Annotated in this window: 16 protein-coding genes and 1 pseudogene; 8 read left to right on the forward strand and 9 right to left on the reverse strand. The window is 69.4% G+C overall.

Features of this window, described 5'->3' with window-relative positions; translation table 11 throughout:
• Positions 1-12: 12 nt before the first annotated feature.
• From AB0I98_RS40675 to AB0I98_RS40700, 6 genes are read left to right on the forward strand one after another with little or no spacing between them, the layout of a single operon-like run.
• Entirely contained in the window at positions 13-1,146 is a 1,134-nt protein-coding gene (locus tag AB0I98_RS40675; protein ID WP_362950741.1) for a VOC family protein, read from the forward strand.
• On the forward strand, positions 1,143-2,102 hold the full coding sequence (locus tag AB0I98_RS40680; RefSeq protein WP_362950708.1) for a fumarylacetoacetate hydrolase family protein: 960 nt from the start codon (positions 1,143-1,145) through the stop codon (positions 2,100-2,102). Before AB0I98_RS40675 ends, AB0I98_RS40680 begins: the two co-directional genes overlap by 4 nt.
• Positions 2,099-4,003: an acyl-CoA synthetase gene (locus AB0I98_RS40685; protein WP_362950710.1), complete on the forward strand. Its 1,905-nt coding sequence runs from the start codon at positions 2,099-2,101 to the stop codon at positions 4,001-4,003. The genes AB0I98_RS40680 and AB0I98_RS40685 overlap by 4 nt, the downstream gene beginning before the upstream one ends.
• Complete coding sequence (locus AB0I98_RS40690) at positions 4,000-5,520, forward strand: bifunctional 3-(3-hydroxy-phenyl)propionate/3-hydroxycinnamic acid hydroxylase (RefSeq protein WP_362950712.1); 1,521 nt, start codon at positions 4,000-4,002, stop codon at positions 5,518-5,520. The genes AB0I98_RS40685 and AB0I98_RS40690 overlap by 4 nt, the downstream gene beginning before the upstream one ends.
• Positions 5,517-6,524, forward strand: coding sequence for an amidohydrolase family protein (locus AB0I98_RS40695; RefSeq protein WP_362950714.1), 1,008 nt, complete (start codon positions 5,517-5,519; stop codon positions 6,522-6,524). The genes AB0I98_RS40690 and AB0I98_RS40695 overlap by 4 nt, the downstream gene beginning before the upstream one ends.
• Complete coding sequence (locus tag AB0I98_RS40700; RefSeq protein WP_362950716.1) at positions 6,517-7,203, forward strand: TetR/AcrR family transcriptional regulator; 687 nt, start codon at positions 6,517-6,519, stop codon at positions 7,201-7,203. Before AB0I98_RS40695 ends, AB0I98_RS40700 begins: the two co-directional genes overlap by 8 nt.
• A 47-nt stretch (positions 7,204-7,250) precedes the next feature.
• Here AB0I98_RS40700 and AB0I98_RS40705 read toward each other — a convergent pair whose 3' ends face one another.
• From AB0I98_RS40705 to AB0I98_RS40745, 9 genes and pseudogenes are all read right to left on the reverse strand, one after another.
• Positions 7,251-8,408, reverse strand: coding sequence for a serine hydrolase (locus tag AB0I98_RS40705; protein WP_362950718.1), 1,158 nt, complete (start codon positions 8,406-8,408; stop codon positions 7,251-7,253).
• A gap of 138 nt (positions 8,409-8,546) precedes the next feature.
• Positions 8,547-8,756, reverse strand: a complete 210-nt coding sequence (locus AB0I98_RS40710) for a 4-oxalocrotonate tautomerase family protein (RefSeq protein ID WP_362950720.1) — start codon at positions 8,754-8,756, stop codon at positions 8,547-8,549.
• 159 nt (positions 8,757-8,915) lie between these two features.
• On the reverse strand, positions 8,916-9,359 hold the full coding sequence (locus AB0I98_RS40715) for an SDR family oxidoreductase (protein WP_362950722.1): 444 nt from the start codon (positions 9,357-9,359) through the stop codon (positions 8,916-8,918).
• A gap of 142 nt (positions 9,360-9,501) precedes the next feature.
• Positions 9,502-9,609 (reverse strand): annotated as a pseudogene (locus AB0I98_RS40720) (hypothetical protein); the annotation flags it as partial.
• Positions 9,610-9,722: 113 nt separating this feature from the next.
• Positions 9,723-11,381, reverse strand: coding sequence for a sulfatase (locus tag AB0I98_RS40725; RefSeq protein ID WP_362950743.1), 1,659 nt, complete (start codon positions 11,379-11,381; stop codon positions 9,723-9,725).
• On the reverse strand, positions 11,264-12,256 hold the full coding sequence (locus AB0I98_RS40730; protein WP_362950724.1) for a hypothetical protein: 993 nt from the start codon (positions 12,254-12,256) through the stop codon (positions 11,264-11,266). The genes AB0I98_RS40725 and AB0I98_RS40730 overlap by 118 nt, the downstream gene beginning before the upstream one ends.
• A gap of 32 nt (positions 12,257-12,288) precedes the next feature.
• Positions 12,289-12,897 carry an N-acetylmuramoyl-L-alanine amidase gene (locus tag AB0I98_RS40735; protein ID WP_362950726.1) on the reverse strand — a complete coding sequence of 203 codons (609 nt, stop codon included), beginning with the start codon at positions 12,895-12,897 and terminating at the stop codon, positions 12,289-12,291.
• Between the two features lie 30 nt (positions 12,898-12,927).
• Positions 12,928-14,406: a sulfatase-like hydrolase/transferase gene (locus AB0I98_RS40740; RefSeq protein WP_362950728.1), complete on the reverse strand. Its 1,479-nt coding sequence runs from the start codon at positions 14,404-14,406 to the stop codon at positions 12,928-12,930.
• Between the two features lie 55 nt (positions 14,407-14,461).
• Entirely contained in the window at positions 14,462-15,823 is a 1,362-nt protein-coding gene (locus AB0I98_RS40745) for a family 43 glycosylhydrolase (protein WP_362950730.1), read from the reverse strand.
• A 386-nt stretch (positions 15,824-16,209) separates the two neighbouring features.
• Between AB0I98_RS40745 and AB0I98_RS40750 the strand changes: the two genes are divergently transcribed.
• Together AB0I98_RS40750 and AB0I98_RS40755 are read left to right on the forward strand one after the other, a co-directional pair.
• The gene (locus AB0I98_RS40750) at positions 16,210-16,845 is read left to right on the forward strand and encodes a chorismate mutase (protein ID WP_362950732.1); all 636 of its coding nucleotides are present in this window, start codon (positions 16,210-16,212) and stop codon (positions 16,843-16,845) included.
• Between the two features lie 397 nt (positions 16,846-17,242).
• Positions 17,243-17,579 (forward strand): amidohydrolase family protein (locus AB0I98_RS40755; RefSeq protein ID WP_362950734.1); only part of this gene is annotated, 337 nt, incomplete at its 3' end.

The raw sequence follows: 17,579 nt of genomic DNA on the forward strand, positions 1-17,579 counted from the left end.
CCGGTGATCGAGATCAATGTCCCGGCCGGAACTGCCCCGGCCGACGTCCACCACGGGCTCCACAGCGAGCTCGGCGCACTGCGGGGGGAGCACCCGGGCCGCGCCCGGAACCCGGTGATCAAGGTGGTCGAGCTCGGGTGGCTGGAGTTCGTGAAGCCCGACCTCGACCGGGCCGAGCGGTTCGCCCGCGACTTCGGCTTCGTGGTCCATGAGCGCACGCCCGACCGGCTGAGCCTGCGCGGCACCTGGACGGCCCTGCCGTGCGTGGTCGTCCGCCGCGGGCGGGGGGCCCGCTTCGTCGGGCCGACGTTCGTCGCGGAGTCGGTCGCCGACGTGCGCCGGCTGGCTCGCTGGGCGGGTGCGAACACGCTCCCCTTCGGGGACGGGCTGGCCGTCCAGCTGACTGATCCGAGCGGCTTCCCGGTGCGGGTCGTCGCCGGCATGCACCGGCCGGCCGCCCTGCCCGAGCGCGACCCGCTCGTGCTGAACCTCGGCGCGAAGCCGGTCCGGGTCAACGCGGCCCAGCGGGCTCCACGAGCGGCGGCGGAGGTGCAGCGGCTCGGGCATGTCGTGCTGGAGACGACCAGGTTCCAGCGAGCCCTGTCGTGGTATCTCGAAGCGCTCGGCCTGATCGTGACCGATTTCCTCTACCTCGACGAACTCCGCGACCGCGGGCCCACGATGGCCTTCCTGCGCTGCGACCTCGGGTCGGTGCCGGCCGATCACCACGCGCTGGCCATGCACCTCGGGCCGCGCGTCGGTTACGTGCACTCGGCCTACCAGGTCACCGACCTCGACGCCGTGGCGGCGGGCGGCGAGTACCTCGCCGACCAGGGCTACCGACGCGTCTGGGGCATCGGCCGGCACATCCAGGGCAGCCAGATCTTCGACTACTGGCGCGACCCCGACCGGATGATGGTCGAGCACTACGCCGACGGCGACCTCTTCGACTCTTCCACCGAACCCGGGTGGGCACCGATGAGCGCCAGCGGGCTCTCCCAGTGGGGCCCGCCCGTCTCCCGCGACTTCCTGGGCAGCAAGCCCAGGCCCGGCATGGTTCCCGTCCTGCTCAAGGCTCTCGGCGACAAGACCAACGAGATCGACAGGAACGTCCTCAAGGCACTGGTGAAAGCGATGGCAGCATGAGCACGAACGTGGCACGCACGGACGCCGGATGGTGGGTCGAGAACGACGGCCGGCTGACCCGGATCAAGACCGACGCAACCACCACCAAGGAACTCCTCGCCGATCGGCCGGCGGTCGAGAAGGCCGCGAGTGCCCCCGATTCCGAGGGGCCAAGGCTCGCGGACTCCGACCTGCTCTCCCCCGTCACCGTGCCGGCCCGGGTGGTCGCCCAACTGGTCAACTACCGCAGCCACGCCCACGAAGCCGGCTTCGATCCCGACACCATTCCCCCGACCTTCTTCCGCAAGGCGTCAAGCTCGGTCTGCGGGCCCACCGACGACATCCGCTGCCCCGACCACGTCGGGTTCCTCGACTACGAGATCGAGCTCGGCCTGGTGATCGGGCGCCGGATCGACGTCGGAACCGTGGTGGCCGAGGACGACCTCGCCGACGTGGTCGCGGGCATCGTCGTCACCAACGACGTCAGCGCCCGTGACATCCAGATGACCCGCGGGCAGTACTACGAGGCGAAGTCCTACCCGACCTTCACCCCGGTCGGCCCGTTCCTCACCCTGCTCGACGGCGACGAACTCGCCGCCCTGGAACGGCTGCGGCTGACGCTGAGCGTCAACGGCGAGGTCCGCCAGAACAACACCGTGGCGGACATGATCGTCAAGCCCGTCCGTGCGCTCACGCTGCTCGCCCGGTTCCAGCCACTCGACGCCGGCGACCTGGTGCTCACCGGCACGCCGGGCGGCACCGCCATCAAGTCGCCGGGAGCGGTGGTCGAGAAGATCGGTGCCCTCCTGCCACCGGCGGTGAAGTGGAAGGCGTTCTTCAAGCGCCAGGCAGGCAACCCGCTCTACCTCGAGGACGGTGACGTGGTCGCCGCGACCATATCCGACCCCATGCAGGGCATCGACCTGGGCCAGCAGACCAACGTGGTGCGCAAGCTGGTCCAGAGGGCGGCGCTGTGACACCGGCCGACCTCCCACCGCTGACGTCGGTCGCGGACCTCCACGCCCTCGAGAGGATCCCGCTCGCCGACCGCGACCTCGCGCTCACGACGTACGACCTGCTCGTCCGTGCCGCGCAGCGGTGGCCCGACGAGCCGTGCTCTCTGTGGATCCCCGACGCGGCAGCCATCGAGGACCACGTGGTGGTCACGTACGGCGCACTGCTCGATGACGTGCACGCGATCGCCCACGCCCTGCACGGGCTGGGCGTCGGGCGCGACGACGCGGTCACACTGATGGCCCCCAACTGCAGCGACCTCCTCGCCGTCACCCTGGCGGCCGAGGCCGTCGGGATCGCGGCCCCCGTCAACGCCGCGCTCGACGTGCGCAACGTCGCGCACATCGTGCGTCTGACCGGCTCCCGTGTGCTGGTCACGGGCGGCCCCGAGCTCGACGAGGCGCTGTGGAAGCGGCTCCTCGACTCTGCCCGCGACCTCGGGATCGAGGTCCTTGTCGCGCTGTCGCCCGACGGCGGTGACCAGGGCCCGGCGGCCGAGTTGGAGACGCGTCCGGGGCTGCGCACCGTGCGGCTCGACGACCTGGTGGACAGCGCTCCCGCCGGACTCCCGACCGCAGCGCCGGCGCCCGACGACCTCGCGGCGTTCTTCCACACCGGTGGCACCACCGGCACCCCCAAGGTGGCCGTCCACACCCACCGCAACCAGGCGGTGATGGCGTGGAGCCTCGCGCTCGCCGGCGGCTCCGGTACCGGGCAGAGCATCGTGGCCGGTCTGCCGCTGTTCCACGTCAACGCACTCCTGGTGACCGTTCTGGCGCCGATGGTGAGCGGAGCCCGGTCGATCTGGCCGAGTCCGCTGGGCTACCGCGACCCGAAGCTGTACGCCGCGTTCTGGCGGCTCGTCGAGCACTACCGGCCCCGCGCCATGTCGGCGGTGCCGACCGTCTACGCCTTCCTCGCGGCCGTACCGGTCGACGCCGACATCAGCTCGCTGGAGAGGCCGGTCGTCGGTGCCGCGCCGCTGCCGGACGGCGTGCGGCGGATGTTCGCCGAGACGACGGGGCTTGAGCTCCTCGAGGGCTACGGGCTCACCGAGGGCACGTGCGCATCGTCGGCGACCCTCACCGGTGACGTGCGCCCCGGGTCGGTGGGGCAGCGGCTGCCCTACCAGGCGGTGGCGGCGGCGGAGGTGGACGAGGGGAGCGGCCAGGTGCGGCTGCTCCCCTCGGGCGAGACCGGCGAGCTGGTGATCAGCGGCCCGACCGTGTTCGCGGGGTACCTGCGGCGCGACGGTGCCCACAGGTGGGTGTCCGACGGCGACGTCGTCGTCGACGGCTGGCTGCGCACGGGCGACCTGGGCTTCGTGGCCGACGAGCGGATCCATCTGCGTGGCCGGCAGAAGGACCTGATCATCCGCGGCGGCCACAACATCGATCCCGCGGTCATCGAGGACGCCCTGCTCGACCATCCCGCCGTGACCGCCGCCGGTGCCGTCGGCCGACCCGACCGTTCCTCCGGCGAGGTCCCGGTGGCGTTCGTCGCGCTCGCCACCGACGAGGTCACCGTCGAGGAGCTGATGACCTGGGCGACCCTGCACATCAGCGAACCGGCAGCGCGCCCCAAGGCGATCACGGTGCTCGACTCGATCCCGCTCACCGAGGTCGGCAAGCCGTTCAAGCCCGCGCTGCGCGAGGCGGCGGCCGCCCGGTGCTTCCGTGACGAGCTCGTCGAGCACGGCATCGACGGCGTCGACGTCGGTGTCGGTCACGAGGCCGGACGACTGGTCGTACGACTGACCGGCGGTGGCGAGGCCGACAGAGCCGCCGCCGTCCTACAGAGCTACGACGTCGACATCCGCACCGAGGCCAAGGAGAGGGACCAGACCGAGGAGAGGGACCAGTGACATCGACCGAGCCCAGTCCGCCGGCCGGTCCATGGGATGTGATCGTGGTCGGCGGCGGTCCCACCGGCCTGTCGGCGGCGACTCTGCTGGGCCAACGCGACCTGCGCGTCGCGGTCGTCGAGCGTCATCGCGACGTCTACCCGCTCCCCCGGGCCGTCCACCTGGACGACGAGGTCTACCGGATCCTCCACCAGCTGGGCATCGGCGAGGAGTTCGCCGCCCACACCCGTCCCGCGGCGGGGCTCCGGCTCGTCGACGCGCACCACCGCGAACTGGCCACCTTCACCCGTGAGCGGGTGACCGCCTCGGGACTTCCACAGGCCAACATGTTCGACCAGCCCGACCTCGAACGCCTGCTGCGTGACAACCTCAAGCGCCTCCCCGAGGTGAAGGTCCTCGGCGGTCACGAACTGCTGCGCCTCGACACCACCGACGCCGCATCGGTGACCGCGCATGTGTGCCGCCCTGACGGCACTCCCGCCGACCTGCGGGCGCCCTACATGATCGCCTGCGACGGCGCCAACAGCACGGTCCGCGGTCTGCTCGGCATCGAGAGCGACGACCTCGGGTTCGAGCAGCGCTGGCTCGTCGTCGACGTCCGCTGCGGACTCGACCTCGATGCCTGGGACGGCGTGCACCAGGTGTGCGACACCCGTCGGGCAGGCACGTACATGCGCATCGGTCCCGACCGCTACCGCTGGGAGTTCCAGCTGCTCGAAAGCGAGACTCCCGCCGACTTCAGAAACATCCCGACGCTGCGCCGATTGATCGGGCCCTGGGTCCGCAGAATCCCTGACGACCAGTTGGACCTGCTCAAGTGCCAGGAGTACACCTTCCACGCCCGGGTCGCACGACAGTGGCGCGCGGGCCGCGTCTTCCTCGCCGGCGACGCCGCCCACGTCACGCCGCCGTTCATCGGCCAGGGCATGTGCGCCGGTCTGCGCGACGCCCAGAACCTCGCGTGGAAACTGGACACGGTGCTGCGCGGCCACGCCGCGCCGAAACTCCTGGACTCCTACGAAGCCGAGCGCAGGCCGCATGCGACGACGATGATCAAACGGGCCAGGACCATGGGCCGGCTGATGACCGGCGGCGGACGGGCCGCCTCCCTCACACGCCGGCACCTCCTGCCCGTGCTTGCCCGCTCCCGGCCGATCCGGCGGGTCCTGCTCGACAGCCGCACCCCGGCGCTCACGCCCAGCCCTCGCATCCAGCGGCACACACCCCGCCGCGTACGCGGTGCACTCCTCCCCCTCGTGCGCCTGCCAGGACCGGACGGTGAACTCGTGCTGGTCGACCGGGTACTTGGCGACCGCACAGCCGTCGTCGCGCTCCCCGGCGTCGACCTCGCGGCCGTCCCCGACGCGCTGCCGTCGGCGTGGCTGACCGTCGACCCGGAGGGCAGCGAGGGCGAGCGGCTCCTCGCGCGATGGCTCCACAACGCCCACGTCGGATGGGTCGCAGTCGACCCTGACCGGGTGATCAGGACCGCAGGGCCGGCGGAGGTGCCGCGGTGAGTGAGGGCGTGATCGACTTCCACAGTCACTTCCTCCCGCAGTGGTACGTGGACCTTGCGAGGGCTGCCGGTCACGAGCTGCCCGACGGAATGCCGGCCTGGCTGGCATGGAACGCCGACGACCATCTCGGCTTCATGGCCGAGCGGGGCATCGCCCGGTCGCTGCTGTCACTCTCCAGCCCCGGCGTCGCGCTCGGCGGCGGGGTCGATCCCGTCGACCTGGCCAGGCGCGTCAACGAGTACGGCGCGATGGTGGTCGCGGACCACCCCGACCGCTTCGGACTGCTCGCCTCCCTCCCACTGCCGGACGTCGACGCCGCGATCGCCGAGCTCGGGCACTCGACCGACCATCTCGGCGCCGAGGGGGTCATCCTCCCCACGCACGCACTGGGCACTTACGTCGCCGACGCCTCCCACGAGGCGCTGTGGCGGGAGCTGGCCGACCGGGAGTGCGTGGTGCTCCTGCACCCCACTTCGCCGGTGGGCTGGGAGGCCACCGCGCTGGGCCGGCCGCGCCCGATGGCGGAGTTCCTGTTCGATACGGCCCGGGTGGTCCTGGCCCTCGCGATGCGCGGGACACTCGGGCGCCATCGCGGGCTTCGCCTCGTCGTACCGCACTCGGGCAGTCTGGTACCGATGCTCGTCGACCGGGCCGCGATGTTCCAGCTCGGGCAACGTCTGGCCCTGCCGGCGGGCGACCCGGCCCACACCGAGCCCACGGTCACCGACGTCCTCGGCGAGCTGTGGTGGGACCTCAGCGGCACGCCGACCCCCACCCACCTCGACGCGATCGTCGACCGGGTGGGAGACGATCACCTCGTCTACGGCAGCGACTTCTGCTTCACCCCGCCGGTCGCGGTGGACCTCCAGCTCGGCCTCCTCGACAACGCCTGGCCGACGAGCAGGACCGGACTCGGACTGCCGCCGTGGCGAGAGAAGACCAACGCCAACGCCGTCCGGCTGCTACAGGCTCCGACCCGCTGCGCCCGGGGGACCGATGGGTGAGCCGACGGTCGGCCCGGATACGATTCCGACCATGTCAGAACGGCCACCGTCGCGTGGGGAGCGACGCAAACTACGCACGCGCGCGGCGCTGATCGAGGCTGCGCAGGAGATCTACGCCCAGCGCGGTGACCTCGAGGTCAGCATCCAGCAGATCACCGAGGCGGCCGACGTCGGCTTCGGCTCGTTCTACAACCACTTCTCGTCCAAGGCCGAGCTGCTCGACGCGGCGATCGTCGAGGCACTCGAGGCCCACGCCGCATGGCTCGAAGGCCTGCTCGCGGACGTCGACGACCCGGCCGTGGTCTTCGCGACGTCGATGCGGCTGACCGGCCGACTGGTCCGCACGCGCCCCCGGATGGCGCGGGTGCTGATGAGCGGCAGGGGTGCGCTTCTCTCCGCGTCCTACGGCCACGCGGCCCACGCCCGCCGCGACATCGAGGCGGCGATCGCCGCAGGCCGCTTCGTGACCGAGGACGTTGACGTCGCGCTCGCCTGCACGGCAGGGTGCCTGATCGCCACAATGCACCTGTGCGACGTCGACCCGCAGGCCCCGGTCGATCACATCGCCGACCAGGGCGTGCTCAACGTCCTGCGGATGTTCGGCATGGAAGACGCCGAGGCGCGCCGGATCGTCGCGCTGCCATTGCCCGTCGACGAGCCGCCAGCAGCGGCCATGTGAAGCCCGCCGGTATGGCGCTCACCTCCCGGCCGGAGCGGCGAGCAGGGTCATCTCGGCCGCCGGGTGATCGCGCGAAGGAAGTCGACCGTTTCCAACTCGCGGTTGGCGGACTCCTTCGTGGACGTGCCGTACCTGCGGTTGGCCGACAGTTTGACGATGGTGGTGCGGGCAGTCGGATCGACGTACACGAATTGGTTGTAGACACCGATCGCGCTGAACTCGCCGCGGTCCCCGTCCGGGATCCACCACTGGTAGCCGTAGCCCAGTGACAGCCGGTGGCCACCGACGATCGGGCGTCCCGGCTGCAGGTGCGGGGCACCGGCAGTCACCGAGTCACGCACCCAGTCGGCGGGGATGATCTGCTCGTCCCGCCACATGCCTCCGTTGCGGTACAACTCGCCGATCCGGGCGTAGTCGCGTGCGGTGAGGTTGAGTCCGCCGTACGCCATCTCCATCCCGGCCGGGTCGACGACCCAGCGGCCAGGTGAGGTCATGCCGAGCGGCTCGCACAATTTCTCCTGCATGTAGTCGGCGAGCGTGCGGCCCGTCGCCCGGGCCACAAGGGCGCCCAGTACCTGCGTCTCACCGGAGTTGTAGCGGCAGAGGGTGCCCGGCTCGCTCTCACGCGCCATGGTCGCGACGAAGTCGTCGAGTGTGCTGCCGATGCCCAATGTGGCCATGCTGAGCAGGTAGATGTCCGAGGTCGGGTCGCTGTAGGTCTCGTTCCAACGAGCACCGGACGACATCTGCAGCACGTCCCGGATCGAGACGCCGTCGTACGCGGAGCCGGGCTGGACCGGGACGAAGGCGCTGATCGGTTCATCGATGCCGCTGATGTGGCCCTCCTCGACTGCGATGCCGACGAGGGCAGAGACGAAGCTCTTGGCCACCGACATCGACAACCACGGCACGTCCGGTCCTCCGGTGAGCAGATACTGCTCGTGGCGAATCTCGCCGTCTATCAGCACGAGCAGGGCCGCCGTGTCCGTATCTGCCAGGAATTCCTCGGTCGACCGGACGGCGCCGTCGAACTCGTACGTGTCGGGCAAGGCGATCGCCTCACCTATCGGCCAGGCATGCGGTTTCGACGCGGGCACCATCTCGCGCGTCTCTGCCAGGTCCTTGACCCGGCAGAAGTTCTCGTACTGCGGTGCACCGGTGAAAAGACCGATCTCGGCAAGAGTCCGGGGCAGTTGGGGCGACATCGTTGTCCTTCCATCGCTCTGTAGAAAGGTGAGGCTCCATCACAGCACGGGGCGAGATTTGCTCCCTGGCGCGGTCATGCATGACGGCCCGGCCGTCCGTCGGTTCCGGGCCGTTACGCAGAGCGGGAAGGTATGGCGTCAGTCGTCGCCGTTGAGCATGGCGGCGGTCAGGACGTTGCCGGCAACACCCCAGCCGCCGTCGACGACCTCGTCGACGAGGACGACCGTGGTCGGTCGCGCCCGGTCTCCGTAGATCTCGGCGAGCAGGTCGGTGGTGCGCTCGATGAGCTTCTTCTTGTCCTCCGCGGTGATGGTGCCGGCGGGGACCTTGAAGTGAGCGAACGGCATGGTGGTTTCTCCTAGGGTTGCTTCCGCGCGTGCGGAGGTTGGGCGGGGTACTGATGATCGATTTGCCAGAGGCCGGTCAGAGGCGGGAAGAGTTCCTCGCTGCCGTCGCGACTGGGGTTGGTCCGGGCGTGGAACGGCCGCTGCCGGTCGGGCCGGACATCACACCATGCCGCCGTTCGCGCGCAGGATCTTGCCGTTGATCCAGTGGCCCTCGGCACTGGTCAGGAATGCGACGACACTGTCGGGCGTGAGGCCTGCGGTGAATCCGGTGTCGAGCGTGAATCCAGGGTGGACGGCGTTGACCCGCACCTCCGGGGCGTGATCCATCGCCATGGCGCGCGTGAGGTTGGCCACCGCCCCCTTGGCAGTGCTGTAGGCGACCATGCCGTAGTCGGCGTGAAGTGCTGCCATTGATCCGACGTTGATGACGGATCCCCTGGTGTCGCGCAGATGCCGGATCGACGCCCGGCTGGTGTGGAACAGGGCGTCCAGATTGATGGCCAACGCCCCGCGCCACTCCTCGGGCGTGACGGTTTCGACCGTGCCAAGGCTCGGAGCTCCCGCGTTGTTGACCAGAACGTCCAGCCGCCCCAGATCGGCCACAAGGGATTCGACCAAGCGTCGACCTCCTCGGACAGGGTGAGGTCGGCGGTGCGCGTGAGCACGGTCCCCCTCCCCCGGCGGGCGCCGCCGCGGCGGTCTTGTCAAGCTTCTCCTGCGTCCGCCCGACGGCGACGACGGTGGCGCCTTCAGCGGCGAACCGGTGCGTGACCGCGGCGCCGATGCCCGAGCCCGCTCCGGTGACGACGACTACTTGATCTGCAAAACGGTTCACGATTTCAGTCCTCCCCATCAGAGTTGCCTCAGCTCCCGTTCCCTTCAGAGAGGCCGCAGCCGCAGGAGAGCTGCCTGTGACAGCACAACGGCAGCGGAGCCCGACGGTTCAACTACTCGGCCTGCGCTGCCTCACCTCACTGGCTCAGGCAGCTTCCCGACCTCCACGTTGTTGCATTCGTCGCCCGCGCACCCCTGGAGCTTGCTCAGCGCCTTCTCCAGCCCGTTGCGCACCTCCGCGTACTCGGGGTCGTCGTGCTTCGAACTCAGCTCGTGCGGATCGGTCTTGAGGTCGTAGAGCTCCCTGCCGCCCTTGGTGTAGCGCACGTACAGATACCGCTCCGTACGGATGGACTCGTACGCGGCGGAGTAGACCTGCCCGTGCCTGGGCGCTCGTTTCCGGGTATTTGCAGGTGAAGCCTCGCCGTCCTGGTCCAAATCGCCCTCGGCGGCGCGCCGTCCGGAAGCGGCGTCGCCTCCCGACACCGGGCCGTCCTCGGGCACCGGCCCGGGCCGCGCGCCCTCCGCCGCCTCGTGCAGGATCGGCCGGTCGGTGCGCCGATGTGGATCGCGCGTGAACGGCAGCAGGGACCGCCCGTCGAGCGTGAGCCCCGGCTTGGCGTCGCCGATGTCGGCGATCGTCGCGGCGAGATCGACATTGCTGCTCATCTCGCGCGACGGAGTGCCGCCCTCGATCCCGGGCCCGCGCATCATCATCGGCACGTGCCCCGACGCCTCGTGCGGCAGGAACTTCCCCGTGGGAACGCGGTGTTGGCCGAAGAAGAAGCCGTTGTCCGCGGCGAAGAGCAGATACGTGTTGTCGAGCTGACCGGCCTCGCGCAGCGTCGATACGAGCTTCTCGACGGCTTCGTCCACGGCGAGCAGCGACTCCAGCCGCCCCCGGTAGCTCTCGGTGATCTCCTGCGTGGTCTCCTCGTCCAGCTTCGGATAGTCGCGCAGGAACGCAGGCTTGTCAGACATGTCTTCTTCGCCGTACGCGGGCATCTCGGGCAGCTGCTCGTCGGCGAACTTGCCCTTGTGCCGCGGCGCGGGCCGGGGAGCGCCCCCCACCTGCGGCTCATCCGCGCCCTGCTTCCCCGCCTCCTTCTCCTCCGGGCCAAGGAGTTCCCCGTGCGGCGCCAGGAACGCCACGTCCAGGAAGAACGGCTTGTCCTCCGCCGCCTTGCGCTTGATGAAGTCGGCCGCCTTGTCGCGGTACACGTCCGTCTGGTACAGCTTCGGATCCTCGACGTTCGGGTCCCCGTACGTCTTGAGCTTGCCGTTCTCGTTGAGCCGGTACCCCCACATCCGGTACGTCGTCGGATCCACCGAGCCGCGCCACTCGTCCCAGCCGGGCGGCACGTCCTTGGGGTCCTTCTTGCCGTAGCCGTTCGGGTACTTGCCGATGTGCGAGGTCGCATACCCGGCCTTCTGCATCCAGACCGGCAGCGTGTTCTCGTCGTCGAGGTTCGCGTAGCCACCCAGCGGCGACGAGTTGTGCCGCACACCGTTGTTGTGCGCGAACTGGCCGCTGAGGAACGTCGATCGCGAAGGACAGCACAGCGGCATCGACGGGTAGTACCGCTCGAACGTCACTCCCCCGTCCCCGAAGACCTCGCGCGTGCCGTCCATCACGCGCATGGACTCCAGCCACTGATCGTCCGTCATGATCATCACGACGTTGGGCTTCCGCTTCGCATCCGCGTCCGAGCCCGCGTCCTCTCCGAGCCCTGCCCATCCGTACCGCTCGGCGGCGAGCCCGCACGCGACGAGTGCGAGAACGGCAGCCAGCGCCATCCAGATCCTCGCCCGACCCCCTGGACCACGCTGAAAGCGCGACCCCGCCTTCCCGCTGTTCGCTTCCATCCGGACAGGATCGCGGGCAAGCGCAGACCACTTCCCGACTGCTGCAACCCGTTCTGCTTCAGAGAACTCTTCTTCGTCGGGCACCTACGACTCCCTTCGTGCCTCCTGCACGGTCCAACGCACCTCGGGGGCACGCCTCCAGGCAAGCAACGGATACGCGCCACACGGCGGCCCTGCGGCGCCTTCGCGACCTGCCGGGTCACCAGATGCGCCATCAGCCGGGCCGGCAAAGGACGGAAGGGCCGCGGCGCCGACACCACGGCTATGAGGGCGGCGGGCACCTCCAGCTGGAAGACCACGGCGTCACCGGCCGCGCGGTGGACGTCTGCGATCTGCTCGGCCGTCGCGTCACGGAACGCGCGGGCGTGGCGCAGGACACCGGCCGGTCCGAAGCTGAACAGGGCCATGTCGAGGTAGCCCGGTACGCCGATCTGCAGGGGCAGGTCGGCGGATGCCGGCGTGCCCAGGGCATCCAACGCGGCCAGCTCTTCCCGGGCGTACACACCCAGCCGCATCGGAATGTCCCCGGGCATGAGGCGGCCACCGCGTTCCACCGCCAGCCGCTCCATGTCGTCGTAGCCGGTCCACTCACCGTCCTGCACGGTGCGGATCTGCGGCAGATCCTTGAGCGCCTTGATCAGCGGCACGATCCACTGGAGTCGAGGTCCGGTCTCCCCGCCGGACAAACGCCGCACCAGTCCAGCGAGTTCATGCTGCTGCCACCGGAACGCGGACGTGGCATCGTCGAACTGCGGCAGGCTGCCGACGAAGTGCAGACGGCGACGTTCGGCCAAAGCCACAGGGGAACCCTGAGTCCGTCGGGGCGTTCGGTTCACGCCTTCCGTACCAGTTCAAGGTAGTGGTCCCAGTCCCAGTTGGATCCGGGGTCGGTGTGGGTGGCGCCGGGCGCCTCGTTGTGCCCCAGGATGTGGGTGCGGTCCAGCGGAATCGCGTATCGCGCACACACGGCCGCAGTGAGTGCCGCCGACGAGGCGTACATCTCCTCGGTGAACCAGGCAGGGTCATTGACCCAGCCCTCATGGGCGATGCCGATGCTGCGGTTGTCGTAGTCGTCATCGCCGGCGTGCCAGGCGATGTCCTTCTCCCGGACGCACTGGCCGATGTGGCCGTCTTTCGAGCGGATCACATAGTGGGTCGAGGTGTGCCGGCCGGGATTCCGGAATACGGCGACGGTGTCGTCGAAATGCTCGTGCGTGACGTGGATGACCACATAGTCCACGGGATGGCTGCTGGGGCGCTGCGAGACGCGGTAGTTGGCGGGAGAGGCAGGCAGCCACTGTGCGCCCGGGTGGTCGACGGCACCAGGGGAAGGGCCGGCGCCGGCCGCGGCACCGGCACCCGGGCCGGTGGTGGCTGCCGCGGTGAGCGTGACGGCGGCACCGCGCAGGACTGTGCGGCGGGAGGGGGCGTTCGGGGGCATGGTGTCTCCGGTGGGGAGCTGGAAGCACGGTCAGGTCCGGTGCCAGTTGTGCCGGGGCAGTTTGGGGTTGTACTTCCCCTTGGGCAGGTCGTCGGTGAGACGCAGGGACCAGCGCTGCAGCCGGTCCAGCAGTTCGGCCTGCACCTTCCGCAGTTTCGGGTCGTCCCAGCGGTTCGTCAGCTCCATCGGATCCGTATCGAGGTCGTAGAGCTCGCCGGTGCCGTCGACGTGGGAGTACAGCTTGTAGCGGTCGTGCCGCAGCGCCCGGGAGGTGCCGCTCTGGGTGACGGCGTTCAACTCGTCGTAGCGGGTGCCCTCATACGGGAAGTGCAGCTCCGGCCGGGCGTCGTCCGCGTAGGGCAGGCCGCCGTAGCCTCGCTCGACGACGATGTCGGCGAACTCCGCGGCCGGGTAGTCGGCGCCGGTCAGCAGCTGCCACATGCTGCGGCCCTGCACCCCCAGCGGGATCGGCCGGCCGACCGCCTCGCACACGGTGGGCAGCAGGTCGGCGAGCGAGACGAAGTCCCGCTTGTTGTCGCGGGCCTTGACGCCGCAGCCGTGCACCACCATCGGGACGCGCGCGAGGACCTCCGGCATCCCGGCCCCCTTGCGCTGCAGGCCGTAGTCGCCCACATAGTCACCGTGGTCGGAGAGAAAGACCAGCAGGGTGTTCTCCCACAGGTTCTGATCCTTGAGATGCTCGACCAGCCGGCGCAGCTGGTCGTCGATCAGGCGGAGCATGCCGCAGTACGTGGCACGGTAGCGGCGCCACAGCTGGTCGTAGCCGGGCCGCTTCTCCTCCACCAGATCGCGCAGCCACTTGTACGCGCCGCCCTTGCCCTCGGCCGCCTCGGGGCCGCACGCCCGGTCCGGGACCTCGTCCTCGCCGAAGAGCGAGAAGTACGGCTCCGGCGCCTGATACGGGTTGTGCGGCTCGGGCATCGACACCCAGGAGAAGAACGGCTTCTCCTGGTCCCGGGCGTCGATCTGCTTGATGGCGTCGGAGACGATCCGGTGCGCGTACTGCAGCTCCACCGGGAACGGGGTGGGGTCCTTCGTCGGCCCGTGCTCGATGGACTTCAGCCACTGCGAGAACGCCCGCTGCTCGGTCGTCTCATCCGGCCCCGACTCATGCCCGTACGGGCCGGCGAAGGCGTCGAAGTCCTCCTTGCCGCCCCGGTACATGTGCGTCTTGCCCGCGTAGAACCGCTGGTAGCCGGCCGCGCCCAGCACATCCAGCAGGTCATCGCCGCGCGTCACGTGCTCCGGCTCGGTGTTGGAGTTCTGCCGCACCCGATGGGTGCTCGGCCAGCGCCCGGTCAGCAGGCTGGTCCGTGCGGGAACACACGCCGGGGCGGTGGTGTACGCGCGGCGCAGCCGCATGCCGTCCTGGGCCAGCGAATCGAGAAACGGCATGGTGTCGAGCGGAAAGCCCTCACCGGCGGTGAAACCGGCGCGGTGCTGGTCCGTCATCACGAACACGATGTTCGGAGGCGTCGGGCAGCTCACAATGTCCCTTTCCGGTACGGGCAACGCGGTTGGATCGATCGGATGGAGGAGCGAATCAACTGGCCGGTCCTCGGCTCTGGCGCCGGACGTACAGGCGGTTGCCCTCCGGTCCGGTCCACTCCAGGCGTACGACGCCGGCCACCGCGGCGTCGTCGATGCGCGCCGGATCGGCCCAGTAGCCGAAGGCGGGATTCCGGAAGAACGTGGCCCACAGGCGGCCGTTGTGGTCCCTGAAGAAGTTGTTGTGGCCGGCGCCGACGCCCGCGGTCCAGCGCTTGGAGTACGGCCCCTCGAAGCGGTCCGCGACGGCGACGACGGCGTCGTACTGGTATTGCGTGCGGCCTGCGCGGGGCGGGTCGTAGGCGTAGCGGGTGCTGCCGTCGGAGTTGGTGGACGTGCGGTCCCAGGCGGCGTGCAGCAGGTAGTACTTGCCGCCGTGCTTGAAGACGTACGCACCCTCGAGATAGGGCTCGGGGTCGTAGGCCACCTGCTGGAACGAGGGGAGATTCGTCGTCGGGACGATGTCCTCCATGTCGTCCCGGAACTTCGCGTAGAGGTTGTTGTGCAGCACCAGCCACGCGTCGCCGCCCTCGGCGTAGAGGCTGCCGTCGATGTGGTAGCGCTCGGGCCTGCCGGGGTTCAGGTCACCGAAGGGCTTGGCCAGGTTGCCCCGGACGAGGCGGTACGGCCCTTCGACCCCGCCCTCGCTCGCGAGCATGAACGACCCGGTCTTGAGCGCGTTGTCGCCCATACAGGCCATCAGGTACCACGTGCCGCGGAAGTAGTGCAGCTCCGGCGCCCAGACATTGCCGCGCTTGCCGCTCTCGTCGTCGTACCAGTGCTCCTGCCAGGGGGCGACGACCGTACGCCCGGGCCGGTTCTCGCCGACGAATTCGGGCGACCACACCTTGCCCTTCTCGGCGTCGGGGCGGATGCCCGTGGTGTCGGCCAGCCGCCACGGACCGTGCAGGGACGGCGCCGTCCACACGAAGACGCCGTCGTTCCACGGGGTGGCCGTGGTGAGCCCGGGCACCCGGCTGGTGCCCGTCGCCACGTACATCGGACGGCCCTTGACGACAAAGCAGTTGACGTAGGTGTCACGCATCCAGACCCGGCCGAGCTGCTCGTCGCGGGGGCGCAGCTCAAGGTCCAGGAGAAAGGAGTTGTCCGCGCGCGGCCACAGGTCCTCGCGGGTGTCGGCGAGGCCGTACGGCTCCGGGTCGGGCCAATTCGCCGGGTACCGCCGGCCGCCCGGTGCGGCCTGCGCCGGTACCGCCTGGGCAGCCGCCGGTGACAGCGCTGCCATCCCCAGCGATCCCGCCATCCCGGCGAGGCCGGCCGCACCGGCCGTCCTGACCGCACCGGTCAGCAGCGCCCGTCGGCCGATCCGCGGCCCGTTCTCGGGACCCGTACTCATCAGTCGTACTCCCCTTCTTCGTCCAGCACTGCGGTGTGCCGACCCGGTCCAGCGCCTCCACCGGTCGCCGGCACTGCCGCGCCCAACTGTGCGTCCCTGGCTGTGGCGTACGGCCCAGCATGCGAAGGCCCGCCGATTTTCGTCAACAGGTCGGATAATTAATCCGGACCGTTCGGCACTCGACTCACCATCCACGATCTGGGAGACGACGTGATGCGGCTGACCCAGGGCCGGCCAGACCTTCCCTGGCACCTGGGCATCCGCCGGCTCGGAGCCTCCACCCTGTTTTGAACCGTTTCCCCACGGAGCCCGTTGCAGTGTGCGGGACCGCCGTGACGCCCTGGTACCTGCCCGAACACCCGCCGAGGAAAGGTAAGTAATTGAATTTGCGCAACAAGACAGTCCGTGGCACAGCGGTCACCGCATTACTGATGGTCGCAACGTCGCTGACCGCTTCTCAGGCCATCGCTACGGACGTCGAAATGCACGTCAAGTCATCACGCAATGCGATCGAGACGACCAAGTCGCTCGGCAGGCTCGGCTCGCTGACAGATCTCGTCATTGAGCGCCTCCAAGTAAGTGACGACGTGGCAGCTTCCAAGTTCGGCACCGACTCGCCGATCGATGACCCGGCTCGCGAGCAGCAAGTACTGGAGCAAGTCCGGGAGCAGGCCGGCGCTCTCGGACTGAATCCGGACCGAGCAGTAGCGTTCTTCCAGGACCAGATCACTGCGAGCAAAGCTGTACAGAAGGGATTGTTCGCGCGCTGGACCGCTCACCCGGACGAAGCCCCTACGGAGCGTCCCGACCTCGACCAGATCCGCACCCGACTCGACCAATTGACCACGGACTTGCTTCACGAGCTCAAGGCCACAGAGAAATTGCGCAACAAGCCGATCGATTGCACGGTGCAACTCGCCTTGGCTGTCGGCTCGGGGTCGACAATGGAACGGCTGGACCCGCTCCACCGTCAGGCGCTCAACACGGCGACGCATTCTGTCTGCGCCGATCCCGTGATGTGACCGGCCAAAGACCAAATGTCGTTGCCGATGATCGAGAGCGGGCAGGCCGAGCTGCCGTCTCGGGCGCGCACCCGGACGCGGACGGCTCCACTCCGGCCGACCCGAAACGCGATACGTTCTCACGCGAACTCCGGCCGATCTACGTGGAGTTCGTCCGGGCGACGCTCGCGGTCAGCGGCCTGGACTGCGGCCGCCGGCACGCTAGGGCTCCGGTCCGGGAACGGTGTTCACCGCATTCACCGCCTGTGTTCGCGAGTTCGGCCAGTCATCCAGCCGGTGACGAGCGGTCACCCGGCCGCGTACGAATGGACGTTCCCGCGTGTACCCGGGACGCCCCCTTACCCCACCCAGCCCCACCTGCGCAAACGGGGGCCGAACAGGATCAAGAGGAGTGATCATGCAACTCTCACGCCGTTTCCACGCCCCCGTCGTCCTTCCCGCGGACGCGAAATGCTCAGTGGTCCGGGACGGTGTCGTCGACGTACAGGACGACGGCCACATCGCCTACTGCGGGCCTCGGACCGATGCGCCCCCGGCTCCCGGGACGCCCGTGACACGGCTCTCCGGAATACTGATGCCCGGCCTCGTCAACGCACACGCGCACAGTGCGATGACACCCCTACGGGGCGCGGGCGGAGGTCTCCCGCTGATGTCCTGGCTGAACGACGTCATCTGGCCCGCAGAGGAGCGCATGCGCCCGGCGGACGCCTACGCGGGCATGCTGCTCGGCTGCG

The sequence above is a fragment of the Streptomyces sp. NPDC050211 genome (assembly GCF_040656035.1).
In the GTDB taxonomy this organism is placed as follows: Bacteria; Actinomycetota; Actinomycetes; order Streptomycetales; family Streptomycetaceae; genus Streptomyces.

Excerpts from the sequence above, each read along its gene's own strand:
- AB0I98_RS40680 (WP_362950708.1), top strand. The coding sequence starts at position 1,143 with ATGAGCACGAACGTGGCACGCACGGACGCCGGATGGTGGGTCGAGAAC.
- AB0I98_RS40700 (WP_362950716.1), top strand. The coding sequence starts at position 6,517 with ATGGGTGAGCCGACGGTCGGCCCGGATACGATTCCGACCATGTCAGAA.
- AB0I98_RS40705 (WP_362950718.1), bottom strand. The coding sequence starts at position 8,408 with ATGTCGCCCCAACTGCCCCGGACTCTTGCCGAGATCGGTCTTTTCACC.
- AB0I98_RS40710 (WP_362950720.1), bottom strand. The coding sequence starts at position 8,756 with ATGCCGTTCGCTCACTTCAAGGTCCCCGCCGGCACCATCACCGCGGAG.
- AB0I98_RS40735 (WP_362950726.1), bottom strand. The coding sequence starts at position 12,897 with ATGCCCCCGAACGCCCCCTCCCGCCGCACAGTCCTGCGCGGTGCCGCC.
- AB0I98_RS40745 (WP_362950730.1), bottom strand. The coding sequence starts at position 15,823 with ATGAGTACGGGTCCCGAGAACGGGCCGCGGATCGGCCGACGGGCGCTG.